Below are 26,271 nucleotides of genomic sequence, written 5' to 3'. Positions count from 1 at the left end.
CGCGACGCCCCTTACGCCGGCAGTCCCTGCCAGCCGTGGATGCCGACATAGAGGCCGACGGCGATGATGAGGAGGCTGGAGACATAAGGAGCGCGACGGGCAACCGTCGAAAACCAGCTCCAGCGCGACGTGGCGTGACGCACGCTCAGCGCAGCAACGGCCCCGACGGTCACCAGCGTGATTGCAAGGCCGATGGAAAAGCACATGACCAGCACGAAGCCGAGCGTGAATTCCTTGAGCTGTAGGCAGAGAAGCAGAACCGTGATGGCGGCCGGGCACGGGATGAGACCTCCGGTCAGACCGAACAGAACGATCTGCCATGTGGTCACCTTGCGGTCGGTGAAGCGGCGACGAATGTCGTTGGCATGCGCCATTTCATGGGCATCCTGATACCCGTCCGTCGCCACGTCTAGCCCCTGCATCTCGTCGTGGTCATGGTCGTGGCCTTCCGTGAAGGACAGGTCGTAGTCATGGGTATGGTTGCCGTGGCCAAGGCTCAGGCTTGCGACGAACGCATGCGGCTCGGGAATGTCCGTGGTCGACTGCAGATATCCGCCCTGATCGGCAAAGACGAAGGCCTGCCGCGATCCATCCGGGCGCTGTGTCGTGACGACGACATCGGACGCCGTCCAGCCGTGGCCGCGCTCGGAGCGAAAACGCCAGACAGGCGCAACGCCGTCTTCGAAGATTTCGAGCGTGACGATGCCGTGCCCGGTATCGACCCGCCTGATGTCACCGTGGCCTGCGGCATGCCCCTGCGCTGAACCGTGGTCATGGGCGCCGTGATGGCCGTCGTGGCCATGGCCACCGTGGTGGCCGTGATGACCGTCATGCCCATGCGAGCCATCATGCCCGTGGGCGGCAGCGGCCTTTCCCATCTGCTGATCCTGCCATGTTCGCCACAGCATCCAGAGTGCGATCGCAATGATGACCGCCGCGGAAACAAGCTGGAAATAGGGTTCGGAAGCCTCGGCATCCATGCCCTGCCAGAGATACATGCCCGCAAAGGCGATGCCCCAGACGACGATCGTGTGCGAGATCGTCGCGGCAAGACCGAGCAGCACCGCCTGCGTGACCGTCCCCCTCACCGCAACGATAAAAGCTGCCATCATCGTCTTCGAATGGCCCGGCTCCAAGCCGTGCAAGGCCCCAAGCAGGATGGCGCTTGGAACAAACAGCCAGGCATGGGCAGATCCCTGCTGCAGGAGGTCGGCAAAATCAGGCATGGAAATATCTCACGGGTATTTAGGTCTCAAAGGTATTTGGTGATCGACTTGAACTCGTCGATGGAGTGGCGCTTCTCCCGATCGAGCGCGCCGATCGTGTCTTCGAGACAGTGGTCCAGATGGTCCTGGATCAGGGTGCGCTTGGCATTGGTGATCGCCTTTTCCACCGCATGCAGCTGCTGGGCGATGTCGAGACACGGCCTGCCGCCCTCGATCATGGCGATCACACTTTTGAGATGTCCCTCAGCCCGTTTCAGCCGCTTGACGATTTCGGGATGACTTTCGTGGACGTGCTCGTGTTCTGTCATGAGCAAATCCTATCCCCCTGGAGGGGATAATACAAGCATCGCCAGAACTGCTTTCAGACGGCTTCCTCCAGCTTTCTGGGTGGAGGCTGCGAGCGTTGTGGCGTTAGCCTGGCTTACGACCGGCGCGCTTCCAGACGCCGCTTGTCACGCTGGATATATTCGAAACCCATCTCGGTCAGCCGGAACTGGCGTTTCTGGAACTCGCCGCGGATGGTGATGAAGCCCTGTTCTTCAGCTTCGCTCAGCGTCTTCAAGCTGGTGCCCTTGGGCGGAGACTGCCATTCGAGGCCGTTGGCGCTGTGAAGCAATACCATGATCTTGATGATTGTCGTGTCTCCCGGCCAATGCGTTCAGGCCAGACGAATAGCTTTTCGCACGATCCCCTGCAATGACCGATGTTCATGCAGGAATGTCGGGCCCGTGTTGCCAAATTTGCAATGGACTTGACGGCTGCGGTCTGCCAAAAGCGCGAAAGGACGCGACTGCCGTTATCTTTAGAACGGGGTCGGGTGGCCGATTGACGTCACGTCGCTGCCGCGAGATCACGCTGGCCGTCCTTTTGATTTCCCAGTTTTCCCAGCATTCAATCTACGACCTTGGTTGTGACTGCGAACCTTTTGTCATGAAAAAAGGTCCTGCGGCTTTCACCGAGGACCTCTGATCAGGCTCGATCAGACGGGGGTAAGACCCGTCCAACCGCTACCGTCATTGTTTAATCAGCAACCGGTACCCTGGGCAGTTTCGCCCGTCAGGTTCGGCAGGTTGCCGGAGTTTGCAGCATCGCCTGGCTCACCGCCCGGTGCGCAGCCTGCGCGGCTACCGTAGGCGCCGGTCGAACCGACTGCCGAGCCCGGGGTAACGCTGCCTGTCGAATAGGGGTCTACAGTACCCGATGCGGCTGGCTTCGGCGGGATGTTGCCGCCGGCACCGCTCATGTTCTGCTGGACGTCCGCGCGGTTGGCCGAACCGTTCATATCATAGCTCGTCTGCGCAAATGCTGCAGAGGATAGGCCAAACGAAAGTGCGGCAACAACTGTCAATGTCTTGATCATTTTTGAATTCCTTTTCGTATCCCTACAGGGTGTTAACCGGCCGGGCACAAATTGGTTTCATCTCAAATTCCCGTGAGGAACCGCGCTTTTATGGAACCCGTTTGTCGATGAGCGACTGCGCATTGCGCGCTTCGCGTCGCAGCCAGCGCCGGTTGGCGACCTCGGGCAGATCGTGCGCTTTGGGAATGCGCTTGGTCTTCCAGCGGCGCAGGATCAAAAATCCGAGCGTGCCAATACCGGCAAGCAAGACAACGGCCAGCAGGATCATCGGGGTCTGGTCGACCATGGCGGGGTTCTCCGTAGCAAGGGTTTTATCTTTCTGACCGAACCAACTCGACGCCGGCTCGAGAGTTCCCTTGCTTGGTTGCAACTACAACCAGCCGGACTTCCGGAACCGGTAGAAAAGGATGCTGCAGAGAAGGACGATCGCAACCAGCACGGCGGGATAGCCGTATTCGGTCTTCAATTCCGGCATGTTCTCGAAATTCATGCCGTAGATGCCGGCGATGGCCGTCGGCACCGCAAGAATGGCGGCCCAGGCAGCCAGCTGCCTGGTGATGACGCCCTGGCGCTGCTGTTCCAGAAGGTTCGAGGCTTCAAAGACCGAGGTGATGACTTCGCGAAGTCCGCCCACCATGCCTTCGACCCTTCGGATATGATCGAGCACGTCACGGAAGAACGGCTTGGCGTCCCGGTCGAGGCAGGGAAGGTCGAGATTGACGAGCTTGCCCGCCACTTCCGACATCGGGCCCAGGATACGCCCGAACAGGATCAGCTGACGGCGCAGGCGGAAGAGACGGCGGATCTGCTCGCGTTCGAGAAAGTTCGCGAGCATCTTCTGCTCCATTTCCAGCACCTTGTCCTCGATCGTTTGCACCAGCGGCAGATACCCGTCGGCGATGAAATCGATGATCCCGTGCAGGACGTAGTCAGGCCCCTTGGAGAGAAGCTGCGGCGAGGCTTCGAGCTGTGCCCGGATAGCGGCATGGTTGCGGGCCGAGCCGTGCCGGACGGTGATGATGTGGCGCCTTCCGACGAAAATCGCCGTCTCGCCATACTTGAATTTCTCGCCTTCCAGATGGGCGGTCTTTGCCACCACGAACAGCTGTTCGCCGTAGGCTTCCACCTTGGGCACCTGATGGGCGTTGATGGCGTCTTCGACCGCGAGAGGGTGCAGCTCATAGGTTTCGGCCAGCGCATGCAGCTCGTCCGGTGACGGCTCATGCAGGCCGATCCAGACGAAATCCTGACCGGACAGTCTCGGCGCCGGCCCATCGACAGGCACCGCCTCGGCACGTTTTCCGTTGCGGTACACATAGGAAGCGACAACTGTCATGGTATGCTCTGCGATGGAGTATGGTCTGCGATGCCGATAACGTACTAGGCCTTGGCCCGTTCCGGCGAATAACCCGCGTCACGGATCGCTTGCGCGGCCTTTGCCTCGTCGCCACCCACCATGACCGTATGCGTGACAAGATCGATCGACACGGGTGCATCCGGCAGCGCTTCGGCGAGAGCGTTTCGCAGGGTCTTTTCGCAGTGGCCGCAGGTCATGTCCGGCACGGTGAAGATCACGGTCATCTCAGGTCTCCTTCTTCAATCTGTATGCGCCGGTGACGCGGAACCGGCAAGGTCGTCGAGGATCGGGCAGTCGGGACGGTCGTTTCCGCCGCAGCAATGGGCAAGGTGCTTCAATGTCTTGACCATGCCCTGCATCTCCGCGATGCGCCGCTCCAGATCGTCGATATGGGTGGTGGCGATGTCCTTGACGGCGGCGCTCTCGCGGCTGCGGTCCTGCCACAGTTTCAAGAGCGCCTGCGTTTCCTCCAGCGAAAAACCCAGCGAGCGGGCGCGCTTGATGAAGCGCAGCACATGCACCTGATCGCCGCCATAGGTCCGGTAATTGTTGCCGGTGCGGGCGGCCGGCGTAATCAGGCCGATCTCCTCGTAATAGCGGATCATCTTGGCCGAAACGCCGGATGCCTGTGCGGCCTCGCCGATATTCACGCTTTCTCTCCCAGTGCGACGGTTTTCAATCGCAGCGCATTGCCAAGCACGAACGTGCTCGACAGCGCCATGGCGGCAGCGCCCAGCATCGGCGAAAGCGTCAATCCGAGCAAGGGATAGAACAGACCGGCGGCGAGCGGTATCAGCGCCACGTTATAGCCGAACGCCCAGAACAGGTTCTGCCTGATATTGCGCATCGTTTCCCGGCTGATGGCAATCGCCGACACCACGCCGGTCAGATCGCCGCCGACAAGCACCACATCGGCGCTCTCGATCGCCACATCCGTACCGGTGCCGATGGCAATGCCGACATCCGCATGCGCCAGCGCCGGCGCATCGTTGATACCGTCGCCGACAAAGGCGATCCGGCGCGCTCGTGGAGAAGCCGCCTGTCGCGAGGACAGAGCGGCGGAACCGCTCCCCTTCCGCAGGTCATCCAGCGCCTTCACCTTGCCCTCGGGCAGAACCTCGGCAACGACCGTATCGATCCCCACCTTTGCGGCAATCGCTTGTGCGGTGCGACGGTTGTCGCCGGTCACCATGGCAACCTCGATGCCCATCGCCCGCAGCGCCTTGATGGCCTGAACGCTCGACGGCTTCAGCGGATCGGCAACGGCAATCACCGCCGCCAGACGACCGTCGATCGCCGTATAGAGCGGCGACTTGCCCTCGCCGGCCAACCGGGCGGCCGTCTGTTCCAGGGGTGCGACCGAAACGCCGAGCTTGTCCATGAACCTGTCGGCGCCGACCGAAACGTCCCGGCCATCGACGCGGGCACTGATGCCGTAGCCGGTGACGGAGCGGAAATCCTCGGTCTCGGCCAAGACCAGACCCTTCGCCTCCGCCGCCTTGACGATCGCATCCGCAATCGGGTGTTCGGAGCGACGCTCGACGGCTGCGGTGAGGCGCAGAACCTCGTCTTCCGAAAACCCGTCCACAACATCCAGATCCGTCAGTTGCGGCCGTCCCATCGTCATAGTGCCCGTCTTGTCGAACACGACGAGATCCACATCCGACAGCGCCTGCAGCGCATCGCCCTTGCGGAAGAGCACGCCGAGCCCTGCGGCCCTGCCCGCGCCGACGACGATCGAGACCGGGACGGCGAGACCCATGGCGCAGGGGCAGGCAATGATCAGCACCGCCACCGCCGCCACCAGCGCATGCGACAGCCGCGGCTCCGGTCCCACCAGGAACCAGACGACGAATGTAACGACCGCCAGAAGCATCACGGCCGGCACGAACCACGCAGTCACCTTGTCCACCAGCGTCTGGATCGGCAGTTTGGCGCCCTGCGCCTGCTCCACCAGCCGGATGATGCCGGCAAGCGCCGTATCGCGGCCGACCTTTTCGGCGCGGAAACGGAAGGAGCCGGTGCGGTTGACCGTTCCGGCGGTGACGGACGCGCCCGACATCTTCTCGACCGGCAGCGGCTCACCTGTGATCATCGATTCATCAACATTCGATTGCCCGTCGATCACGGTGCCATCGACCGGCAGACGTTCGCCGGGACGGATCACGACGATATCGCCGACCACGACCTCGGACGAGGGAAGATCGACGACCGCCCCGCTCCTTTCGACCCGCGCGGTTTTCGCCTGCAGACCGGCCAGTTTCTCGATTGCCTCGCCGGTGCGGCCTGTGGCACGCGCCTCCAGCAGGCGGCCGAACAGGATCAGCGTCACGATGACGGCGGCGGCTTCATAATAGACAAAGCGCGCGCTTTCCGGCAGCAGGCCGGGTGCGAAGGTCGCAAACACCGAATAACCGTAGGCGGCAAGAACGCCCACTGCAACCAGCGAATTCATCTCCGGATGACCCCGCAACAGGGCCGGCAGACCAAGCTTCAGGAACCGAAGACCCGGTCCGAAAATCACCACCGTTGCCAGCACGAAGTAGAGGTAGTGGAGGTTCTGCGTGTCGATGACTCCCATCAGCCAGTGATGGAACGGCGCATAGACGTGGCCCGTCATCTCCAGCACGAACAGCGGCAATGTCAGCACTGCCGCAATGGCGAGATCACGCTTCAGGACACCCGCTTCACCGCCATGCATATGGGCATGGTCGTGAGCGGCGTTTTCATGCGTTGGATGCGGATGCTCGGCTTGGGAATGGGCGGCCCCGGTATGATCAGCATGGGTATGATCAGCCTGCGCGCTCGTCTCCGCAGGCTTCAACGCCGGGTGATGATCAGAGCCCGCGTCAAAACCCGCTTCCCGCAGCGCAAGATCCATCGCGCCGTCGGGGATCTCGTAGCCCATCTTGCGGACAGCCGCCTCCAGCGTCTCCGGATCAAACCCCGCGCCCGTTTCGACCGTGAGCTTCTTCGTTGCAAAGTTGACAGCGCTTTTCTCGACGCCCGCCACTTTGGCCGCTGCGGTTTCCACCCGGCGCACGCAGGAGGCGCAGGTCATGCCCTCGACGGGCACGGTGATCGGTTCGGAGCGATGGATGGGGCGAATAATCTGGTTCATGGGTCGCGATCCTCTTCGCATCACCATGTAGGGCTTCCCATCATGGGAAGGTCAAGGGCCAGCCGGGTATTTAGCTCTGGCGGATGCTTGTACCGTATCCGGGATACGCCTATTCTACGATGAAGGGAGTTCGCTATGCCGGTGCGCGACAGAATGAAGCGATATCGCGAAAGCGGAGGTGCAGCGCATCTTGTCCGGGTCGAAGTGCTGGTCCCAGCGTCGCAACGGCAGGATATACTCGCAAGCGCTGCAGCGATGCGTGATGCGCACCGAGATAAAAGAGGCAGGATACAGGCGCTCTGCGATCAGGCCGTCACGCTTTACCGGTTGCGCATCCTCGACAACATCGACCTCGACCGGCTGCACACCCTCACGGACCGAGCCCGTGTCATTGCCAACGCCTTGATGGAACGCGGCGACGCCCGCGCCTTTGCCCTCGGGCGAAAGCTAATTGCTGAACTGGACGAGTGACGTGGCTCCCACCGACCTGCAGAAAGCCATCCTCGCGGTCATTGCCGGCAATCGATCCGAAACCAGCTATCTGGCCGGTGGCCTGCTGCTTAACCGCAACTGGCCGCGTCAGTCGGACGACATCGACATCTTCCACGATACGGACGAGGAAATCGGCGAAATCGCCACGCGCGACATCGAGGCGCTGCGGTGCCATGGCTTCCATGTGGCAATCGACGTGTTCATCTATGGCTGCGTCGAGGCAACCGTCAGCTGTGCCGGCGAGGCAACCCTGATCCAGTGGATGAGCGAGACGCGACAGCGCTTTTTCCCCCTTGTGGACGACCCCGAATGGGGGATGCGACTGCATCAGGCCGATCTTGCCGTTAACAAGGTTCTAGCGGCCTCCACCCGACGCAAGGCCCGCGACTACGTGGATCTCATTCTGATCGCTGAACGCTTCTGCGCGCTCGGTCCGCTCGTCATGGCAGCAGCGGGAAAACCGCCACACTATTCGCCGGTTCGCATCACGGACGAGATCCGCCACAAGGGATTGTCGGTTGCTTCGACCGACTACCAGTCCGTCAAGGGAATCTCCGACGCTCTTGGCGCTGACGTTATCCGCGAACTCCTGCAACAGGCCATTGATAGAGCCGAGATCTATGTCCGCAGCGCACCGGCCGATCTCGTCGGGCTGCTGGCGGTCGATGCGGCCGGGACTCCGGTGGAAGTGGGTGGGGATCGCCCCTACACGATCCGAAAGGCAACGACGGAACCCGAAATTCCGCCAGGTTTTCCGGGCGAGGATTTTCCCTGGCGAAAGACCTGATCAACGCATCTGCCGCCCGGTGCATTCTGTCCCGACCACAAAAGAACCAGTTGCGCTTGGGGAGATCCCGAGGCTCTCCTACCTAGCCCCGCTGTGCCTCGCCGACATGCAGTGGCCAGTCGATCAGATAGTCCTCGAAATCCTCGACATCGACCTCTTCTTCGCTGATCGTGCGGCCGCGGGCCGAGATGCCGGCCTGGTGGACCGTTTCCGGATCGCCTGAGAGCAGCGGGTGCCACCAGTAGAGATCGTGGCCGTCGCGCACCAGGCGGTAGCCGCAGGTCGGCGGCAGCCAAGGGATTTCGTCCACCTGGGCCGGCGTCAGCTGGATGCATTCCGGAACGGTCGCCTGGCGGTTGGGATAGTCCTTGCACTGGCAGCTCGTGCCGTCGAGAAGCCGGCAGGCAACCGAGGTGAAAGCCACCTCGCCCGTGTCGTAATCCTCGAGCTTGTTGAGACAGCAGAGCCCGCAGCCATCGCACAGGCTTTCCCACTCCTGCTGGGACAGATCCTCAAGCGTCTTGGTTTTCCAGAATGCGTCTTCCATCATCATATCTGTCGCGGATGGGGACCAACTTTCCCCTGCCGCCTTTACCCTGTTGCGGATTCTCTATCGCGCATAAACCTTTTGTCAGCTAATGCTGAATAACGGTGAGACGCTCATGCCTTTGATCCCTCCGGGGGGTCGGCGTCAAGCGTTTCTCATCGGGCGATGGGGGAAATGGGGCAGGAACTTCCAGTGCAGGACCATCCGAAATCACCGGTTAAGCAAGAGCGCTCCGGCTCCTCGCGCAAGAAGCGCCACATCCTGCTGCGGATCGACAGCTGGATCGATTCCACTGTCTGGAACCTCGGTTTCCGGGCCGGCGAAGTCTGGGAAGAGATCACCATCTTCTTCCGGCGGTTCCGCGTTACAGGCTTGAAAAAGCTTGGTTTCGAGCTTGCCGGCGAGGCTATGACGCTCGGCACGGTCGGTTGCGTTGCGCTTCTGGCGCTTGCCCAGCCAGCCTTTGAAGAAACCAAGGAAGACTGGCGCAACCGGGGCGATTTCGCCGTCACCTTTCTCGACCGCTACGGCAACGTCATCGGCCATCGCGGCATCATCCATGAAGGCTCGGTTCCGATCGAGCAACTGCCCGACCACCTGATCAAGGCTGTTCTGGCGACCGAGGACCGTCGCTTCTTCGATCACTACGGGATCGACTTCATCGGCCTCGGCCGCGCGCTTTCCGAAAACGCCAAGGCCGGCGGTGTCGTCCAGGGCGGATCGACGCTCACCCAGCAGCTGGCGAAGAACCTGTTCCTCACCAACGAACGGTCGATCGAACGCAAGATCAAGGAAGCGTTTCTGGCCATGTGGCTGGAGGCGAACCTTTCGAAGAAAGAGATCCTGTCGCTCTATCTTGACCGCGCCTATATGGGCGGCGGCACGTTCGGGGCAGCCGCGGCAAGCCAGTTCTATTTCGGCAAGAACATCACCGAAGTCAGCCTCGCGGAAAGCGCGATGCTGGCCGGCCTGTTCAAGGCACCGGCGAAATATGCGCCGCATGTGAATCTGCCGGCTGCGCGCGCCCGCGCCAACGACGTTCTGTCCAACCTTGTACAGTCAGGCCTGATGTCGGAGGGCCAGGTGATCGCGGCACGCCGCACGCCGGCAACCGCGATCGACCGCGCCGAGGTCAAGTCGCCAGACTATTTCCTCGACTGGGCTTTCGACGAGGTGCAGCGGCTGGCCAAGGCCGGCAAGATCCGCGAGCATTCGATGGTGGTCAGGACCACGATCGACATGGGCCTGCAGCAGGCAGCCGATGCCGCGATGGAAACCAGCCTTCGCGAATACGGCGACAGCTTCAAGGTGAAGCAGGGCGCCATGGTGATGATCGAAAACGGCGGCGGCGTGCGCGCCATGGTCGGCGGCCGCGACTATGGCGAGAGCCAGTTCAACCGTGCCACCAAGGCGCTGAGACAACCAGGCTCGTCATTCAAGCTCTATACCTACTCCGCCGCGATGGAGCACGGATACAAGCCGGAGTCGGTGATCTCCGACGCTCCGATCACCTGGCGGGGCTGGTCGCCGCAGAATTACGGTCGCTCCTACAAGGGCAAGGTCACCCTGATGAGCGCCATGCAGCAATCGCTCAACACGGTGCCTGTCCGGCTTGCCAAGGATGTGCTCGGCACCGACGTCATCGTCAACACCGCAAAGGCTTTTGGTGTCGAGACGCCGCTCAGAAGCGACAAGACGATCCCGCTCGGCACGTCCGAGGTAACGGTACTCGACCAGGCCACCGCCTATGCGGTGATGCCGGCCGGCGGCGTGCAATCGCATCGCCACGGAATCGAGCAGGTTCTGGGCTACGGCGGCAACATTCTCTACGATTTCGGCCGCGACGAGGCGCCGGCGAAGCGGGTTCTGTCCGAACAGGCGACCTCATCGATGAACCGCATCCTGACGACGATCCCCTATCAGGGCACGGCGCGACGCGCGGCACTCGATGGTGGCATCGTCACCGGCGGCAAGACCGGCACTTCGCAGAGCTATCGCGACGCCTGGTTTATCGGCTTTACCGGCAATTACACGACGGCGGTGTGGTTCGGAAACGACGACTTCACCTCGATGAACAACATGACCGGCGGCTCGCTTCCGGCGATGACCTTCAAGGTGCTGATGGACTACGCCCATCAGGGGATCGAGCTGAAACCCATTCCCGGCATCGAAAACCCGCTGCCGAACGGCGACCACAAGAGCGACAAGAAGAGCCAGGAAATTGCGAAAGCGAAGGAAGGCGAGAATGCCCTGCCGCCGCTGCAGAGACCGCGCTCGCTTTCGGCCGAAGCCACCAGAACGCTCAAGCAGATCGGCAAGGCGCTGTCCGAGGCTCCACCGCTTGCAGCGGGCGGCCCCAAGGTCGCCGATGCCGGCAAGCCAGCTGTCGACGGACAGGCAACGTCTGTTCAGGGTGACAAGGTCCAGGGCGCCGCTACCCAAAGCGACAAGGCGTCGGTGCCGGAAGCCGGTCCCGTGACGGGCTCGATATCGACCCGGCATCAGCCGAAACAATCGACGGCGAAGGTGACGCCGATCAATCTGGAAGTGCGGCGCTAGCTCGGTTGGCCTCAGGCAGCGTGCGGGGTGATCCGCTCGAGCTCATCTCCGAGTTCGCGGCGGCGGCGAAGAAGCTCGTAATCAGCCTGCAGGCCGAGAAAGACGCCTTCCGACATGCCGAAATAGCGTGCCAGACGGAGATCCGTATCGGCTGTGATCGAGCGCTTGCCAAGCACGATCTCGTTGATGCGCCGGGGTGGAACGCCGACGGCACAGGCAAGCCCGTTCTGGCTAAGCTGCATCGGCTTCAAGAAATCCTCCAGAAGAATCTCGCCGGGATGCGGGTTCGGCAGCCATTCAGCATCAGCCTTGGTAATTGACGATTTCGACATGCTCGGGCCTCCATCAGTTCAGACGAAATCTATTCACTATTTCCGTTCGATGGGGATCGTTACTTCCATCTCGACACTGCAGGCCGGGCCGGATCGATCGGCATAGATTTCAATATGCCACGCGAGGCCCTTCCCCCTTCCCGCCAAACAATGCTAACCCTTCGCGAACGCTCCAAAAAGACACAAAGCCAATCCCGTGTTCCGTATCCCCTTCCTCATCGCCGTTGCACTTGCCATCGCATTCGGCGGCGGGATCTGGTCGACCCGGCTGGCGCTTGATGCGACAACCGGGTTCGGGGCGCTCCGGATCGGGCCTTGGGAGGCGTTTCCGCAGGCGCAGACGGCCGATGCAGACCCTTATGCCAAATCGCACCGGGCCAATGCCGGCAAGCTTCTCTATGCCAGCGCCGAGGGCCTGACCTTTACCGCGACGACCGACATGAGCGGCGAGCGGCTTGTGGCAAGCTGCTCCTACAGGATCCGGGGTCACACGCCGCAGGCACGGTTCTGGACGCTGTTTGCGCAGGCGCCCGGGGCTGCTGCACCCTCGCTGTCGTCGGATTTGCCGCAGGCGCTCAATTCGCGCATCACGCTGCGCCAGCCGAATGGCGAGTTCGAAATCACCGCATCGCCGACGGCCAAGTCCGGCAACTGGCTGGCTCTCACACAAAGCGGGGACTTCAGGCTCGTCCTCACCCTGTTCGACACGCCGACCGCGGGCAGTTCCGGACTGATCGACCTTGCCATGCCGCTCATTGAAAAGATCGGATGCGGCCCATGATCCGGCGGTTTTTCACAGGTCTGGCATTTGCTGTCGCGGCGGGACTGGTCGGGGCAGCACTGCTGCATTTGATCATCGTGCTCGCACTGCCGCATTTTTCGGAAAACGATGCCTATACGCGGGTGCTGAAGGAAGGCGAAACGCAACGGTTCTACCGACTGACCGAAACGGCGGACCGGGCCGGTCTTTCCAAGGACGATCCCTTCGTGGAGACCGCGGTCTGCGGTTTTGACGTATCGGAAGGCCCGGTCAGGCTGACGGCTGAAAACACCGGCCTGCCGTTCTGGTCGCTCGGGATCTATGACGGGGCGTCCAACGAGGTGTTCAGCATCAACGACCGAACGTCGCCGGGCGGCATGCTGGATGTAGTGATCGCGACGCCGACGCAGATGACGATGCTGCGCAAAAGCCTGCCCACCGGGATCAGCCAGTCGATCCTTGTCGAGAGCCAGTCGGGCGAAGGCTATGCAGTGCTGCGGGCGCTGACGCCGCAGGCGAGTTTTTCTGAGGCAGCCACACAGTTTCTGAAGGACGCGGATTGTGGCGCGTTCCAGTGGCGCGGCAGAAGCCGCTTCTAGGTCCGTTTCGTACCGGCCTACTCGGCGCGAACGGCGTGGTTTTCGGCCTTGCGGTCCATCCGGTCGTCGAAACGCTCGTAGCGCACGCCGGTAAACAGCACCACTTCGCCGGGATCGGCCTCGCCGATGCGGATCTGCGGCTTGCGGCCATGCTGGTCACGCCATTTGTTCAGTATCACGATCTCTGCCATGCTCGTCTCCGTGACTTTACGAATTCGAGACGGATGAAGACGAAGATATCTCACCCTGCCCTTTCGGGGCTGACGCGACCTGCCTGATACGGCAGGAACATCCGCGTCCTTCTCGTCAGAGCGCCCAATCGCGGCGCAGCGACATTACCTTAGAAAAGCGACCTCACGGTCGTTATGCGAGCCTTCGGGCCATCTACCCCGTTTTACGGGCTTTCAGGGTGCCCCGACGCTTATCAAACCAGATGCTACGCAGCGGTTACAGACCAATACAGCCAGACGTGGATTAACAGTGAGTTAATTCTAATATGGCAGTTGATATCGACGTATGCTGGTATCAGGCTGATGAACGCCAAAACGGCATCTTTGTTCACCGTGTCATACAAACTTCACAGTCTTCGAACGGCACGATTTTGTCGTTTTCGAACGGTCATCGGTGCGCCAAAACGAGCCGCTTTCACTGACCGTTAACCCTCAAAGCGTTAGCATCTGGTAAACCAAGGCGAAACCGACGGGCGCGGCGCGAGAGACAGCTGCATCCGGCGGAATATGCTCCGGGGAGTTCCCCAGGCACAGGTAGATGAGATGCACCGGGGCGCGTGTTTACCCCGGCGGCATCACGCGTTTCGGACATGTATTGCGTAGATGAGAGTTGCCCGTGACCAACGAGTTTCGAGACCTTGAGAGGCCACAAGCCATGCGAAAAAAGGATGTGGTGTTGATGGCCACCGTCACGAGCTTCGAAAGCCTGTCGCGTCCTTCCCGCTCCGAACTGAGACAGTTCGCCGAGCTGTTCGCACCGCTGTTTGCCGCCTCTTCGGAAGAAGCCCGCCGCGATGCGGTGGCAGCCCTTTCGCAATCACCCGCCATTCCGCCGGCCGTCGCCTTTTTCATCGGAAGCCAGCCGATCGCGGTCGCCGCACCATTCCTGATTGCCTCGCCCTGCCTTTCCAACGATGCGCTGATCACCATCGCCCGCAGCCAGGGCGTCAACCACGCCCGCGCGATCGCCAAGCGCGAAAGCCTGTCGCCGATCGTCATCGATGCGCTGGTCGGCATGCGCTATGATACGATCGCAAGGCCGATCACCGAACGGCGCGAGCTTGCCGCTGCGGCAATCGACGCGATGTCGGCCGTGGTCGAGAAGCCGTCGGACACACCGATCGAAACTGCAAAGAGCGACGACGACTTTCTGCTGCCCGAGGAAGCCCGGGCTGCCCGCGAGGAGGAGCTGCGCCGCCGCATCAAGCTTCTTGCCGGCCATATGGAACGCCAGAGCGACGACCGGCAGGGTCTGCGGCAGCTCAGCGAAACGCATGCCGCCCTTCTCGTCCGATTTGCCCGTGCCCGCGAGGCGACGTTGTTTGCCGGCGTTCTGGCAGACGCGCTGTCGGCCAGCCGCTGGCTCGCACAACGGATCATGCTTGATATCTCCGGCCAGCAGCTGGCGACGACGCTCAAGGGTCTGTTCATGGACGAAGCGGAAGCCGTCTTCGTGCTGGAAAGGTTCTACGGTCACCTCGCACACGAACAGCTTGACGGTGCAAGCCGGGCGACGGCCATGTGGCTGGTTCTCGATATCGACGAATGCGGACGAAGGCTGGAAGCCTGGCGCCGGGCCGACGGCTATACCTATGCGGAGCGACCGGTTGCGCAACCCGTCGAGGCCCCTGCCCCCCACGCGACCGAAGAGGCCGAGCGGCCATTCCGTACATCGGCCAGCATGAGACGCGCCGGCCGCGGCCGGTAAGGCCTATCGAGCATCGGCGCTGACGACCTCGATCAGGTCGCCGATCTCGTCCACCTCGATCTCGACCACCCAGAGATCCGGGTCGAAGCGCTTTTCGCGATCGATCGTCTCGCGCACCGTATCGGGCTCTGCCCGCACCAGACGCCGTTCGAACTTGCGCCCGCCATCGTCCTCGTCGTCAAAGAAGTTTTGCGGTGCCGGCGCATAAAGCGTTTCGGTGCCATCGCGAAAGCGTTGGCGGATGAAGATGGCACCAGCCTCCTCGGCACCCTTTTTCTCAACCGCTGCGTAGTCGCCCATGGCAAAGACGCGGCGGGTCAGGGCGGAGACAAATATGTGGGTTTTAAGGCGCATTACAGCGTCATAGCGGCTGCGGACGGCATCGTTAAGCGAAAATAATCAAAAGAAAGTGAGGGTAAAGGCTTGGCAACCCTTTCCTTTTGGCACCGCTGTCATATTTCCCACCCCACTACCGCATTTTTGCCAAAAAGGAGTGGGCCTTGAGCGTTCTTATCAGCATTCTGATCACCTTCCTCGTGATCGTCCTCGTACTTTATCTTGTCGCGCGCCTGCCGCTCGAAGCACGGATCAAGCAGATCATCCAGGTTATCGTTCTGATCATCGGCATCATCGCGCTGCTGAAGTATCTGGCCGTATTCTAACAACCGACCCGGCGCGCTTGCGGCTTCAGGCTTAGAGCGCGCCGATCGCCTTCAGTTTCTTCAAAACCGCTTCGCTTGGTTCACCGGTCTCCGGCAAGCGGTAATGCTTTTCGAAACGGCGTATCGCCGCCTTCGTCTGTGCACCGGCAACCCCATCCACTTCGACATCCGAATAGGCAATGTTCTGCAGCCCGCGCTGGATCTGCAGCACGAGCTTCGGCGCCGGGATATCCGCCGTCATGACGCCGTTCGGCTTTGCGACCGCGTTCGACGGCCGCAACCCACCGGTCGGGATATCCGCAGGCGGAATGCGGATCTGCCCGGATCGCTGACTACCGTTTTCGGAGGAGCGGATCGCCGCCGCCACCGGGTCTTCACTGTTCAGACTGATATTTTCGGCCGGCCGGTTGGCAGGCGCGGTCTTCGGCTGCGCAATCGGCTTTGGCTGGACACGGGCCGTTTCGGTGGCCGCGGGCTTTGCCGCCGCTGGTGTCTGGGGCACCGGCACATGGACGGCAGAGCTGGATGGCGAGCCGGTCGCTGGCTTGCGTTCGTTCTTCAGCGCGGCGAGCAGATCGCTGCCGGCCTCGCCGGATTGCGGCAGTCCCATCCGCTGCTGGTAAAGCACGATGGCCTGTTGGGTGCGTGGACCGGTGACGCCATCGTCTGCGCCCTCATAGAGGCCGCGCTTGATCAGCTCGCGCTGGATTTCGGCCACCCTTTCACGCTCACCATCGGACCCGGGGACCGGCGGCGCCTGGGTGATGATTGTCGAGATCGGATCGGCGGCAGGAGCGGGCATTGGTGCCGGCATTGGTGAGGGCATCGGTCCCGGCTGGACAGCGGTCTGCTCGGCAGGCTTTTCGACCGGTTCGATGACCGGCTTGTTATCGCCTGAGCGTTCGATGCGGAACGTGGTGACGTCTTCTGCCGGCATGCGCTTATAGGGCCGGTAGCCGGCGATGGCGTTCGGATCTTTTGGGTCACGGGTGGCGAGGAAAGGCGACGGATGGCCGCCCGGCTGATACCACAGCGCATTGGCCGCGACGAAGCTGAACAGCACAACGAAGCCCGCCGCGCCCAGCACAGGACGCGGATGGCGCGTCAGGACACCGCCTACGACGCCACCGACAAGTCCCCCCGTCGCGGTTACCGCGCGAAGGGCAAGCGCCGGCCGTTTTGCCGGTTTGCGCCTCTCAGGCGATTTTCGCTTTCGCGGGGCCATCGGTAAAATCCTCTTCGTCCATCATGGTCGTAAGTATTTCGGGGGCGATGTGGGCTTGCTGCTTATTCGTGCCTGGCTTGTTGGATATCATGAGGCGCGGCGGAAATTCCACCCTCTCCTCACCGTCATCCACGGCTGCGCCTTCGATGCCGGACCCATCGGCTGGCAGGGCGATCGTGACGACGGTCCCCTCGCCGAGACGGCTTTCGATCGTGAAGCGGCCGCCGTGCAGGGCGATCAGGCCCTTGACCAGCGACAGGCCGAGGCCCGTGCCTTCATACTGGCGGCTCAAATCGTTTTCGATTTGCGTAAACGGCTGGCCAATCGTCGCTAGCTTGTCTGCGGCAATGCCGATACCGGTATCGCTGACCGTGATCACCAGCTTGCCGGCCACAACGGTGGCATCGATCGAGACGACGCCGCCAGCCGGCGTGAACTTGATGGCGTTGCCGGCAAGGTTGATCAGGACCTGCTGCAGCGCGCGACGGTCGGCCACCACTTCGGCAAGGTTGCGGTTGGTGCGCGCTGTCAGCGTGACGCCCTTTTCGCGAGCCGAGTGATCGAGCATCGCACGGCAGGCTTCGACCGCTTCGCTGATATGGAAGGGTTCGGCGAGCAGCTCGTAACGGCCGGCCTCGATCTTCGACATGTCGAGCATGGTGGTGACGACCGACAGGAGGTGGCCGCCCGACTGGCGGATGAGGCCGACATATTCACGCTGGCGGTCATTGGCGAGCTTGCCGAAATATTCGCCGGCCAGAACATCGGAAAAGCCGAGGATCGCATTGAGCGGGGTGCGCAGCTCGTGGCTGACGGCGGCGAGGAAGCGCGACTTCGCCTCATGGGCCGACTGCGCCTCGATCGTGCGATTTTCGGCTTCGACCCGCAGGCGCTCTTCGGCACTGCGATCGAGCGCCTGGACGAAGATCTGGACAAGTTCGCCTTCGCCGTCGCGGATGGCCGACATGTCGAACGACATATGCAGGAACTGCCGGCCGCCGACGGCGCTGAAGGGACGTTCGACACGGATGTCGACGATTGCGTTGCGGCCACCCTGGCGCAGCGTATCGACGGCCTGAAGAAGCGCCAGGCGATCGGACACATGGACGATTTCGGCCAGCATTTCGCCAAGGCCGGCTTTCAGCTTGTCCGGGAATGCGGCGTGGTCGCGACCGCCGAGCTTGACCACCCGTCCCTGCGGATCGACGACGAGGGCGAGGCCGGGGCAGGCATGAAAGGCGATATCATCGACGGCTGGCGCGTTGGCGACCGGCCGGACGACATTGCGGGGCCATGCAAAGGCAAGCGCTGCGAGAATCAGGAAGAGCGCCGAAACGACGGTTGCGCCAAGCGGCAGAGCCAGTGCCGGCTTCATAAAGACGGAGAGAAGAGCCGGCACGGCAACGAAGGCGACGCCACCGCAAAAGGCAAGCCGGCGCAGCGACGCGACGGCCGCGGCAGAGACGGTTTCGCCCTCGCCGATGCGTCGCAGCCAACGGGATGCAGCCCCGTCAACCAGCAGAACCGCCCTCTCGGCAATGTCACTCAATACGCGCACGCAAAACCTACTCAGTCTCATATTCGAGGCTTCACAATAGGGCTCGTGCGCTTAAGGAAACTATAAAGACAGGCTTCCGCAGCCCCGTCCAGGGCCCCGTTTTCCGGCTTTGGCACACATCCACGGCTTGTTTTCTGATTGTGGTTAACAGGGCGTAAGCGTCGGAATTGGTTTGATTTTTCCTGATACATTAACCATTGGGGCAGATCCGCAGACCGACAACCCTTGGCGCGTGGGCGGGCCGCCCCATTTATGCTTAATCCGGTTTGTTAAAATTGTCCGGAAGCATCCGTCCACCCCGCCGCCCGAGCAAGGAAAGGTCGCATTTTAATCGAATTTGCCGAAAACCCGAGCGAACCCGTCAAAGCGATGTTCGCTCCCCGCGGCTAGATTGACGCCAAGACCGGAACAGGCAAGCCAGACGACTGGAGCTTAGCCGGCACGCCCGAAAACGGGCAAAACAGGTGGACCAAGACGATGTGGTTTCTGATCAAGGGAAGTGTGTTCTTCGCAGCCGTGCTGGTGGTGCTGTCCTATTTCAGTGCCGAACCGGCCTCCGATGACGCCAACATTTCGCCGCTCCAGGTGGCCGATGCGGTGTCTGCCGCAAGCGGCGCCTATCAGTATATCAGTGCGATCTGCAGCGAACGTCCCGAAGTCTGCGAAAAGGGCGCCGACACGCTTGCCGTGCTTGGTGTCCGCGCCAAGGAAGGTGCCCGTGTCGCCTACGAGCTTCTCGACAAGCAGTTCGGCGACGGCCAGCCGAAGCTTGCCATGAAGGCCGACCCAGAAGCCACCCCGATGCCATCAGGTTCGCTTTCCGACATCAGCATCGAGACCCCCCGCGGCGAGCAGGTTGCGACCGGCACGATCCCCCGCAACATTCCGGTGCCGCTCAAGCGCCCGACGCTCTGAGCGCTTCTCCAACGAAATTCAAAGCTTGCACCGGGTCTCGTGCCACGGTTCCCGGTGCCGGACTGCCTTAACTCCCATCAGCCTGTTGCTGACGCCGTGAGGACCAACATCCTCACGGCGATTTTTTTGCTTTAATCGAGGCTGTGACCGCCTATATGAAGGCGCAAACGGGACCGCACGCCATGGCCAGCATCGAACAGATCATCGACGATTTTGCCTATCTCGAAGAGTGGGAGGACCGCTATCGCTATGTGATCGAACTCGGCAAGGCCATGCCCGACCTTTCCGACGACAAGAAGACTGCGGAAAACAAGGTACAGGGCTGCGCCAGCCAGGTCTGGGTCGTCAGCCACGGCAGCGATGACAGCGCCGACCCCGTGATGACGTTCGAGGGCGACAGCGATGCGCATATCGTGCGCGGGCTCGTCGCAATCGTGCTGTCGGTCTATTCCGGCAAACATGCGTCTGAAATCGCCTCCACGGATGCCATCGAGGTGTTCGACAAGATTGGCCTTGTGGAGCATCTTTCGGCACAGCGCGCGAATGGCCTGCGCTCGATGGTCAAGCGCATCCGTCAGGAAGCGGTGATCATGCAGGCCGCCTGATCAAGACACGGATTTCCGGTATTAACCCTGTCGCACGATAGTAGTCCCGCTCACCCGGACGTGAAGGACTGCCGATCCTCGTTGTTATACTGATGCTCTACTCGCTTGTTTAGAAGCAACCACAGGGCAGCAGGATGCAGGACCAGGCAAACCGTATCGCATACCTGGACGGATGGCGCGGCATCGCGATCCTGTTCGTGATCGCCGACCATTTCTCAGGCGGGCTTCTGCCCTTCGGTTCACTCGGCGTCGAACTCTTCTTCGTCTTGAGCGGACGGCTGATGGCCGATATTCTGCTCGTCCGCAAGACCGACATTCCGACCTTCTTCCAGCGTCGGTTCTCCCGCATCTATCCGGCGCTCCTGGTGTTTGCCACGGCGATGCTCGCCGTCTCCGTCGTCGGCGGGCTTGCTGGCGCGCCGCCGCATCTCCTGCTGGAGCCCTCCGCCTATCTCGCGGCGCTCACCTTCACCACGAACTATTACGAGGCCTGGACCCACACGTCGTCGGTGCTGGGGCATGTCTGGTCGCTGTCGGTCGAGGAACACAGTTATGTTCTGCTCGCCCTTCTCGTCGTCATCGTCATCCGCAATGCGAGGGCTGCGGCTTTCGTCAGCCTGGCAATTGCCATCGCCGCAATGGCAAACGGTGCGATCCGAACCAGTCTCGCCGAACCGGGCGCCATGAGCGTGTACTGGCTGAGCGATGTGCGGATGGCCTCGATCTTTGCCTCGGTGGCGCTGTTCGTGCTCATCGACAAGGTTCGCGTCCCGGCTGCGGCTCCCATTGTCGCCGCCATCCTGGGCCTGTCGCTGTGGATCCTGCCGGCGCCGGATATGGCCCGCTATACGGTCGGGACGCTGCTTCTCGCCTTTGCCATCAATACGATCGATTTGGCGCCAAAGGCAGCGCTCGGCGCCCTGTCGTTCCAGCCGCTCGCCATGATCGGCATCTGGTCCTATTCGCTCTATCTGTGGAAGCAGCCCTTCTACAAGGTGGCCGAGATCGCTCCCTGGTGGGCGACGCCTATCCTTGTCGCCGCGATGTTTGTGGCAACGCTTGTGAGCTTCTACGGGGTGGAGCAGCCGGCCCGGAAATACATCAACGGCCTCAACCTGTTTCGCAGGCGCCAAGCCATAGCTGTGGTCTGACGTCGTCAGAGGATCGGCCGGTAATCGTCTGCTCCCCAACTGTGGCTGCGGCGGCGGGGATCCGGCCGCGGCGGATCGTAGTGCCGGCCGAGAGCAAGAAGTGCGGTGCGCAGCATCAGCTTGGCGGAGCGTGCCGGCCATTGCCGCTCCCGTTCGACCAGTTCCAGCCCTTTCGAAAAGCAGCAGACGTCGACGGCGACGCCCGACAGTTCCGGTCCCATCGCCTCCACGGCCGCACCAAACCGGCGTCGTGCGTCGATGGCGCTGCCGGCCACATCCGCCTGCCCGCCGCGGCCGCCATCGGCACGGCTGGACAGGCGCGGCTCCCACGAGGCGGTGATCTTCGGCTGCAACTGGCCGCGGGTGAAATCGGCAAGCAGCCGCTCGCCCGCCTCGACGGCGGCTGATGGCAGGAAGGCCGACCCGTCCCTGTCCTTCAGCCTTGCGACAGTGCCGAGCGGCGATTCGGCGAGATTGCGGCGGACCGTCTGGCGTGTGCCCTCCACCACCAGCCCGACCCGTTCGATCTCGCCATGCTGAGCGGCAAACCCCTCCTCCTCCCGCTCCACCATCGCCCGGCGCAGATAGGACATGGCCTCAGCCGACGCCGAAAGCCGGCCATCCTGCTGGACAGCAAGGCCGAGCGACACGGCCTGGTGCACGAGGTCGCGACCATGCGCCGTCTCGACATCCGAGATCGCGCCGTCGTTTTTCAAAAGCTGGCGCAGCAAGCGCACAAGACGCAGACGCTCTTTGCTCTTTTCATCCTTCATCGACCCGTCTCCTCTTTCAGCCGCAGCCCACATCCGCTTCACCGAAGACGGAGGTGACCATCCGTTCGACGGCGGAAACGAAATCGTCAAAGGCCGGGTTGTCGCGGCGGTCCTCGACCAGATGGCAGGCATGGGCGACGGTTGATCGCTCCCGGCCGAAGCTTGCGGCGATGTCATCTACCGAGATCGACAGCGCCACGTGGCAGACATACATGGCGATCTGGCGGGAATGGGCGGCAAGCCTTCGGCGGTCGCGCCGGACCATGACCCGGTCTCCGAAGAGGAACACCATTTCCGAGACGAGCTGAAACACGATCAGGCATGTGGGTTTCGGCTTTCGACCGATTCGAAGCGTTACCCCGGAAGGCGCGGATGCGCCGGCGGCCATCCGTGCGGTGGAACGGCCGGAAACGCTGAGGCTGGGCGAAACGGGTATTGCCCCGGCGGACGGTTCGGCAGGCATGACAGCTCCTCTACTTCTAGGAATTAATTCACATACGGTAGCGGAGGAAGAGACGGATGGAAATACGAAATGCACCCTAGCGGTCGCCATCCGAGCTAAGCATCAGGAATCTAATTATGATTTTTTTCCTATCTCTAGACAACAAAAACCGGGCATGCGCCCGGTTCTCTTGATTGGCAGTGTTACTGCTGCCGTCTGTTAAAGGCTGATCAAGCCTTGGCGCGCTTGCGGCGCTGGCCGAGGCCCATTTCCTTTGCAAGACGCGAGCGGGCTTCCGCATAGGCGGGAGCGACCATCGGATAGTCGGACGGCAGGCCCCACTTTTCGCGGTATTCTTCCGGCGTCATGTTGTAATGGGTCATGAGGTGTCGCTTCAGCGACTTGAACTTCATGCCGTCTTCCAGGCAGATCAGGTAATCGTCCTCGATGGACTTCTTGATCGGGACCGGCGGCTTCGGCTTTTCAACCACGGCCACGACGGGCGTCGGCGATGCCGTGCCACTCAGTGCCGTATGAACGTCGGCAATCAGTCCTGAAAGGTCGCCGACCGGAACGACGTGGTTGCTCACATAGGCAGCCACGATATCTGCTGTCAGTTCCACCAGCAGGTCCGGGCCTTTGCCCAATGCGATTTCTGTCATTTTCGTCTCCTGTTCGTAATTCGCGGACGGTTGCGAGAGCCGACCAACACCCGCATCCTGCAGAACCACGATGGCATCCCACTGCCCGCACACTGTCCGAAGACTGAAACCTACCCCTAAGTCTCGCGCGCGAAGCCGATCATAAATACCACCGGACATTGTTTACTTCGGACAATTCCCGCATAGGCACACAATTCTGAGACGTATTGTGCGTTTTACACGAGAAATAATCCGCAAGAGAACAATTTCAGGGTTCTACTGCACCTGAATTAGCATCCGGACCCCCAAAATCCAACTGCGAAATCTAGTAATGCCGATCGAATTCTGATGGTAAAGCCGGGGGAAGACCTGATAACTGATAGTGTATCGAAAAAAGACGCCTTTATGACGGGCTTATAGCTCGAATTGCGGCCTCTATATTGATTCTTCGTGCGCTTTCATCTCATCGTGGAGCGAATGTTCGCTCATCGGATAGCCGGCGCGGCGGGCAGCGACGGCCAGAAGATGCGCCGAAACCGGGGCCGTCAGGACGAAGAACAGAAAGCCTGCAATTGCGCGGGCAAGGACCGGCAGATCCCCGGCATAGACCCCGACAGCGAGCAGCAGCAGACCCGAACCGACCGTGCCGGCCTTCGAGGCTGCGTGCATGCGGGTGTAGAGATCCGGCAGCCGGTTGATGCCGATTGCGGCAATCAGCGAAAAGCAGGCGCCGGCGAGGACGAGGACGGAGACGACAAGCGCGACGACGAGATCCATCAGCGTTTCCTCCTTTGCACGCGTGTCTTGCCGGATGTCGCTGGATCTTTCGCGGCATCGGTGACGCGCGGCATGATGAAGCGGGCAAAGGCGACGGTCGACAGGAAGCCGACGAGGCCGAGCGCGATGGCAATATCGATATAGAGGTTGAAGCCGGTTCGGATGGCAATCAGCGCGATAAAGCCGATGACGATGCCGACCAGCATGTCGAGCGCAAGCACACGGTCCGGCAGCGTCGGTCCCGCCACCACCCGCCGGATGGTCAACAGGAACGCGACCGACAGGACCGCCATGGCAATCCAGGTGGAGACAGACAGGATCGTCGCGGCCAGCGACGGATCGGACACGGTCATTCGAATGCCTCCAGGATCTTGCGCTCGAAGCCATCCGCGATTTCCCGCTTGGTCGCGTCGATATCGGAGGCGTCAAGCGCGTGCACGAAGAGGAACTTGCGGTCGGCCGAGACATCCACCGACAGCGTGCCCGGCGTGAGCGTGATGAGGTTGGCAAGCAGCGTGATCTCGAAATCGCGGCTGACCGTCAACGGGAAGGCGAAAATTCCGGGTTTGACGTCGAGCCTCGGCCTCGTGACAAGGACCGCGACCTTCCAGGCCGACATCGCCAGTTCCCTGATAAACAGGACGAGGAGCGAGAGCATCCGGCCTATCCGCATCTTACGGCTGGCGCGGTCGATCTCGCCACGCACGACCCAGAGCGCGAGCGCTGCGACGGCAAAGCCGAACACAAGGTTGAGGATGGTGGCGCTGCCCGTGATCGCCACCCAGATGACGGCAAAGACGCAAGCGCGGATGAATGACGTCATCTTATGCCTCCCGACGGCAGGGCGTCCGGAAAGACCGAACGGATATAGGCGGACGGGCCGGCAAGTCCCTCGGCGGCCGATTGTGTCAGCGACAGGAGACGTTCCGGAAACAGACCGAAACCGGCGAGCAGCAGAACAAGCGCGCCAAGCGGTAGCGAAAGACGCCAGTCGCCGCGAACTGCGGTCTGTCGCTCAAGGCCGGCCGCGGATTCAGGCCCCTGCCGCCAGTAGGCAAGAAGCACGATCCGGCCAAGCGTGAGGGTGACGAGAAAGGAAGAGACGAGAATGGCGGCGGCAAGCCACCATGCGTTGATGTCCATCGCGGCTTTCAGAAGCATGATCTTCGGCCACAGACCCGACAGCGGCGGCAGGCCGGCGACGGCGAGGAACACGAGAAGCGACACCGCCGTGAAACCCGGCGACGACCGGTAGAGCCCGCCGAGCGTATGCAGCGACCAGCGGTTTGCTTGGTTTTCGTCCCCGGAAAGCAGGCTTGCGCGGCGCGCCGCCTCGCCGACCACGAGATAGAGCGCCGTCATCGCCACCATCGAATGCAGCGCGTAGAAGATGGCGCCGGAAATGGCGGCCGGAGACCCGATCGCCACGCCCGCCAGCATGTTGCCGATGCCGGCGATGACAAGGTAGCCGGCAAGTTTGCGGATATCGCTCTGCGCCAGCGCACCCAGGGCACCCGTTATCAGTGTCAGAATGGCGAGTGTGGCGATGGCGGGGCTCAGCACCTCTCGCTCCACCGGCAGAAGCATGACCGTGACGCGGATCAGCGCGTAGATGCCAACCTTGGTGAGGAGCGCGCCGAACAGCGCCGACACGACGATGCGCGGCGTGTGATAGGAGGCGGGCAGCCAGAAGTTGAGCGGAAAGGCTGCCGCCTTCATGGCAAAGGCAAAGGTAAACAGCGCCGTCAGCGTGACGAGCGGTGCCGTGCCCGAGAGGTCGCCGGCCTTCAGCGCAATATCGGCCATGTTGAGCGTGCCAAACAGCGAATAGAGATACCCGACCGAGATCAGGAACAGCGTCGTGGCGATCAGGTTCAGGACCGCGTATTTGAGCGCGCCATCGATCTGTTCGGGTCGTGATCCCAGGATCAGAAGGCCGAACGAGGAAATCAGCAGGACCTCGAACCAGACATAGAGGTTGAAGATGTCGCCGGTGAGGAAGGCACCCGAGACGCCCGCCATCAGCAGCATCAGGAAGGGATAAAAACCGTAGCGTCGTCCGGAGCCATCGATATCCCTGAGCGCGAAGATGCCGGCGGCGAGTGCCACGAGCGAGGCCGTCAGTGCCATCGTGGCACCGAACAGATCGGCCGTGAAGGCGATGCCGAACGGTGGCAGCCAGCGGCCCATGACCATCGTCACCGGGCCGTTTTCGATCACCCGCAAAAGCAGGCTTCCATTGACGAGGACGAGCAGAAGCAGCGCTGCAATGGCGATCGCGCCGTGGAGGCGAACGGACTTGCGCACCATCAGGAGAATTGCGCCGGCGCCGATCATCAGCACGACGGGCAGGATCACCAGCCAGTCACCGAGCGGCGGCGGGGTGAGGACCAGGGCGGCTGCGAGATCAACGGGGGATGTTGCGGGGGATGCCATCAATCGTC

General features: G+C 61.8%; 31 protein-coding genes and 1 pseudogene. 10 read left to right on the top strand and 22 right to left on the bottom strand.

The genetic code is table 11. The features are described 5' to 3' along the window. Nucleotides 1–11: 11 nt before the first annotated feature. The 9 genes from ACQY1K_RS04815 to ACQY1K_RS04775 all read right to left on the bottom strand — a co-directional run bounded on the left by ACQY1K_RS04815 (nucleotide 12) and on the right by ACQY1K_RS04775 (nucleotide 7,064). Nucleotides 12–1,226, bottom strand: a complete 1,215-nt coding sequence (locus tag ACQY1K_RS04815; protein ID WP_430258432.1) for a nickel/cobalt efflux transporter — start codon at nucleotides 1,224–1,226, stop codon at nucleotides 12–14. Nucleotides 1,227–1,252: 26 nt separating this feature from the next. After that, entirely contained in the window at nucleotides 1,253–1,534 is a 282-nt protein-coding gene (locus ACQY1K_RS04810) for a metal-sensing transcriptional repressor (protein WP_430256312.1), read from the bottom strand. Between the two features lie 113 nt (nucleotides 1,535–1,647). Continuing rightward, entirely contained in the window at nucleotides 1,648–1,848 is a 201-nt protein-coding gene (locus tag ACQY1K_RS04805) for a hypothetical protein (RefSeq protein ID WP_062453467.1), read from the bottom strand. A 402-nt stretch (nucleotides 1,849–2,250) separates the two neighbouring features. Continuing rightward, nucleotides 2,251–2,586 (bottom strand): hypothetical protein, encoded by a 336-nt coding sequence (locus ACQY1K_RS04800; protein WP_062453468.1) that lies wholly within the window; start codon nucleotides 2,584–2,586, stop codon nucleotides 2,251–2,253. Nucleotides 2,587–2,674: 88 nt separating this feature from the next. Next, complete coding sequence (locus tag ACQY1K_RS04795; protein ID WP_062453469.1) at nucleotides 2,675–2,872, bottom strand: hypothetical protein; 198 nt, start codon at nucleotides 2,870–2,872, stop codon at nucleotides 2,675–2,677. Nucleotides 2,873–2,956: 84 nt separating this feature from the next. Beyond that, on the bottom strand, nucleotides 2,957–3,922 hold the full coding sequence (locus tag ACQY1K_RS04790) for a magnesium and cobalt transport protein CorA (RefSeq protein ID WP_062453470.1): 966 nt from the start codon (nucleotides 3,920–3,922) through the stop codon (nucleotides 2,957–2,959). A gap of 44 nt (nucleotides 3,923–3,966) precedes the next feature. Further along, a complete protein-coding gene (locus ACQY1K_RS04785; RefSeq protein WP_062453471.1) occupies nucleotides 3,967–4,167 on the bottom strand; it encodes a heavy-metal-associated domain-containing protein in 201 nt (66 codons plus the stop codon). A gap of 15 nt (nucleotides 4,168–4,182) precedes the next feature. Continuing rightward, nucleotides 4,183–4,593 (bottom strand): Cu(I)-responsive transcriptional regulator, encoded by a 411-nt coding sequence (gene cueR / locus ACQY1K_RS04780; protein ID WP_062453472.1) that lies wholly within the window; start codon nucleotides 4,591–4,593, stop codon nucleotides 4,183–4,185. Continuing rightward, nucleotides 4,590–7,064, bottom strand: a complete 2,475-nt coding sequence (locus ACQY1K_RS04775; RefSeq protein WP_430258431.1) for a heavy metal translocating P-type ATPase — start codon at nucleotides 7,062–7,064, stop codon at nucleotides 4,590–4,592. Before ACQY1K_RS04775 ends, cueR begins: the two co-directional genes overlap by 4 nt. Before the next feature lie 135 nt (nucleotides 7,065–7,199). Here ACQY1K_RS04775 and ACQY1K_RS04770 point away from each other — a divergent pair, with 135 nt between their 5' ends. Both ACQY1K_RS04770 and ACQY1K_RS04765 read left to right on the top strand, forming a co-directional pair. Then, nucleotides 7,200–7,535, top strand: a complete 336-nt coding sequence (locus ACQY1K_RS04770; protein WP_192076624.1) for a hypothetical protein — start codon at nucleotides 7,200–7,202, stop codon at nucleotides 7,533–7,535. A 1-nt stretch (nucleotide 7,536) separates the two neighbouring features. Beyond that, nucleotides 7,537–8,343, top strand: coding sequence for a hypothetical protein (locus ACQY1K_RS04765; RefSeq protein WP_430258430.1), 807 nt, complete (start codon nucleotides 7,537–7,539; stop codon nucleotides 8,341–8,343). Between the two features lie 82 nt (nucleotides 8,344–8,425). Here the strand turns inward: ACQY1K_RS04765 and ACQY1K_RS04760 are convergent, their stop codons facing one another. Further along, nucleotides 8,426–8,893: a YcgN family cysteine cluster protein gene (locus tag ACQY1K_RS04760; RefSeq protein ID WP_430258915.1), complete on the bottom strand. Its 468-nt coding sequence runs from the start codon at nucleotides 8,891–8,893 to the stop codon at nucleotides 8,426–8,428. Between the two features lie 162 nt (nucleotides 8,894–9,055). On the opposite strand from ACQY1K_RS04760, the pseudogene ACQY1K_RS04755 reads away from it, so the two are divergent. Next, nucleotides 9,056–11,263: pseudogene (locus tag ACQY1K_RS04755) on the top strand (transglycosylase domain-containing protein); the annotation flags it as partial. 197 nt (nucleotides 11,264–11,460) lie between these two features. On the opposite strand, the gene ACQY1K_RS04750 reads toward ACQY1K_RS04755, so the two are convergent. After that, nucleotides 11,461–11,781, bottom strand: coding sequence for a HigA family addiction module antitoxin (locus tag ACQY1K_RS04750; protein ID WP_430258429.1), 321 nt, complete (start codon nucleotides 11,779–11,781; stop codon nucleotides 11,461–11,463). Between the two features lie 196 nt (nucleotides 11,782–11,977). On the opposite strand from ACQY1K_RS04750, the gene ACQY1K_RS04745 reads away from it, so the two are divergent. Both ACQY1K_RS04745 and ACQY1K_RS04740 read left to right on the top strand, forming a co-directional pair. Next, on the top strand, nucleotides 11,978–12,562 hold the full coding sequence (locus ACQY1K_RS04745; RefSeq protein WP_430258428.1) for a DUF1214 domain-containing protein: 585 nt from the start codon (nucleotides 11,978–11,980) through the stop codon (nucleotides 12,560–12,562). Then, complete coding sequence (locus ACQY1K_RS04740) at nucleotides 12,559–13,140, top strand: DUF1254 domain-containing protein (RefSeq protein ID WP_092662465.1); 582 nt, start codon at nucleotides 12,559–12,561, stop codon at nucleotides 13,138–13,140. Before ACQY1K_RS04745 ends, ACQY1K_RS04740 begins: the two co-directional genes overlap by 4 nt. A 17-nt stretch (nucleotides 13,141–13,157) precedes the next feature. Here ACQY1K_RS04740 and ACQY1K_RS04735 read toward each other — a convergent pair whose 3' ends face one another. Continuing rightward, nucleotides 13,158–13,331: a hypothetical protein gene (locus ACQY1K_RS04735; protein WP_156461810.1), complete on the bottom strand. Its 174-nt coding sequence runs from the start codon at nucleotides 13,329–13,331 to the stop codon at nucleotides 13,158–13,160. 655 nt (nucleotides 13,332–13,986) lie between these two features. On the opposite strand from ACQY1K_RS04735, the gene ACQY1K_RS04730 reads away from it, so the two are divergent. Then, nucleotides 13,987–15,078, top strand: coding sequence for a DUF2336 domain-containing protein (locus tag ACQY1K_RS04730; RefSeq protein ID WP_192076620.1), 1,092 nt, complete (start codon nucleotides 13,987–13,989; stop codon nucleotides 15,076–15,078). 3 nt (nucleotides 15,079–15,081) lie between these two features. Here the strand turns inward: ACQY1K_RS04730 and ACQY1K_RS04725 are convergent, their stop codons facing one another. After that, a complete protein-coding gene (locus tag ACQY1K_RS04725; protein ID WP_092661659.1) occupies nucleotides 15,082–15,432 on the bottom strand; it encodes a DUF1491 family protein in 351 nt (116 codons plus the stop codon). Nucleotides 15,433–15,578: 146 nt separating this feature from the next. Here ACQY1K_RS04725 and ACQY1K_RS04720 point away from each other — a divergent pair, with 146 nt between their 5' ends. Beyond that, entirely contained in the window at nucleotides 15,579–15,740 is a 162-nt protein-coding gene (locus ACQY1K_RS04720) for a Thivi_2564 family membrane protein (protein WP_092662461.1), read from the top strand. Between the two features lie 31 nt (nucleotides 15,741–15,771). Here ACQY1K_RS04720 and ACQY1K_RS04715 read toward each other — a convergent pair whose 3' ends face one another. Together ACQY1K_RS04715 and ACQY1K_RS04710 are read right to left on the bottom strand one after the other, a co-directional pair. Beyond that, on the bottom strand, nucleotides 15,772–16,965 hold the full coding sequence (locus tag ACQY1K_RS04715) for a peptidoglycan-binding domain-containing protein (protein ID WP_430258427.1): 1,194 nt from the start codon (nucleotides 16,963–16,965) through the stop codon (nucleotides 15,772–15,774). Continuing rightward, complete coding sequence (locus ACQY1K_RS04710) at nucleotides 16,937–18,544, bottom strand: sensor histidine kinase (RefSeq protein WP_430258426.1); 1,608 nt, start codon at nucleotides 18,542–18,544, stop codon at nucleotides 16,937–16,939. The genes ACQY1K_RS04715 and ACQY1K_RS04710 overlap by 29 nt, the downstream gene beginning before the upstream one ends. 456 nt (nucleotides 18,545–19,000) lie before the next feature. Between ACQY1K_RS04710 and ACQY1K_RS04705 the strand changes: the two genes are divergently transcribed. The 3 genes from ACQY1K_RS04705 to ACQY1K_RS04695 all read left to right on the top strand — a co-directional run bounded on the left by ACQY1K_RS04705 (nucleotide 19,001) and on the right by ACQY1K_RS04695 (nucleotide 21,194). Then, complete coding sequence (locus ACQY1K_RS04705; protein WP_092661655.1) at nucleotides 19,001–19,438, top strand: DUF5330 domain-containing protein; 438 nt, start codon at nucleotides 19,001–19,003, stop codon at nucleotides 19,436–19,438. A gap of 182 nt (nucleotides 19,439–19,620) precedes the next feature. Continuing rightward, nucleotides 19,621–20,043 (top strand): SufE family protein, encoded by a 423-nt coding sequence (locus tag ACQY1K_RS04700; RefSeq protein WP_062453480.1) that lies wholly within the window; start codon nucleotides 19,621–19,623, stop codon nucleotides 20,041–20,043. Between the two features lie 134 nt (nucleotides 20,044–20,177). Then, nucleotides 20,178–21,194, top strand: coding sequence for an acyltransferase family protein (locus ACQY1K_RS04695; RefSeq protein WP_430258425.1), 1,017 nt, complete (start codon nucleotides 20,178–20,180; stop codon nucleotides 21,192–21,194). Between the two features lie 5 nt (nucleotides 21,195–21,199). On the opposite strand, the gene ACQY1K_RS04690 is transcribed toward ACQY1K_RS04695, so the two are convergent. The 7 genes from ACQY1K_RS04690 to ACQY1K_RS04660 all read right to left on the bottom strand — a co-directional run bounded on the left by ACQY1K_RS04690 (nucleotide 21,200) and on the right by ACQY1K_RS04660 (nucleotide 26,263). Further along, nucleotides 21,200–21,967, bottom strand: a complete 768-nt coding sequence (locus tag ACQY1K_RS04690) for a DUF6456 domain-containing protein (protein ID WP_430258424.1) — start codon at nucleotides 21,965–21,967, stop codon at nucleotides 21,200–21,202. A 16-nt stretch (nucleotides 21,968–21,983) separates the two neighbouring features. Further along, on the bottom strand, nucleotides 21,984–22,430 hold the full coding sequence (locus tag ACQY1K_RS04685; protein WP_430258423.1) for a helix-turn-helix domain-containing protein: 447 nt from the start codon (nucleotides 22,428–22,430) through the stop codon (nucleotides 21,984–21,986). A 209-nt stretch (nucleotides 22,431–22,639) separates the two neighbouring features. Next, a complete protein-coding gene (locus ACQY1K_RS04680) occupies nucleotides 22,640–23,071 on the bottom strand; it encodes a MucR family transcriptional regulator (RefSeq protein ID WP_062453483.1) in 432 nt (143 codons plus the stop codon). A 414-nt stretch (nucleotides 23,072–23,485) separates the two neighbouring features. After that, the gene (gene mnhG, locus ACQY1K_RS04675; RefSeq protein WP_175487268.1) at nucleotides 23,486–23,830 is read right to left on the bottom strand and encodes a monovalent cation/H(+) antiporter subunit G; all 345 of its coding nucleotides are present in this window, start codon (nucleotides 23,828–23,830) and stop codon (nucleotides 23,486–23,488) included. Further along, entirely contained in the window at nucleotides 23,827–24,120 is a 294-nt protein-coding gene (locus ACQY1K_RS04670) for a cation:proton antiporter (RefSeq protein ID WP_425503217.1), read from the bottom strand. The genes mnhG and ACQY1K_RS04670 overlap by 4 nt, the downstream gene beginning before the upstream one ends. 56 nt (nucleotides 24,121–24,176) lie before the next feature. Continuing rightward, entirely contained in the window at nucleotides 24,177–24,650 is a 474-nt protein-coding gene (locus ACQY1K_RS04665) for a Na+/H+ antiporter subunit E (protein WP_062453485.1), read from the bottom strand. Then, nucleotides 24,647–26,263 carry a Na+/H+ antiporter subunit D gene (locus ACQY1K_RS04660; protein WP_430250297.1) on the bottom strand — a complete coding sequence of 539 codons (1,617 nt, stop codon included), beginning with the start codon at nucleotides 26,261–26,263 and terminating at the stop codon, nucleotides 24,647–24,649. Before ACQY1K_RS04660 ends, ACQY1K_RS04665 begins: the two co-directional genes overlap by 4 nt. Nucleotides 26,264–26,271: the final 8 nt, after the last annotated feature.

The organism is Neorhizobium sp. IRS_2294 (assembly GCF_050500145.1).
In the GTDB taxonomy this organism is placed as follows: Bacteria; Pseudomonadota; Alphaproteobacteria; order Rhizobiales; family Rhizobiaceae; genus Neorhizobium; species Neorhizobium soli.
The sequence above is the reverse complement of the archived record's forward strand: the minus strand, read 5'-3'. Positions and strand labels throughout refer to the sequence as shown.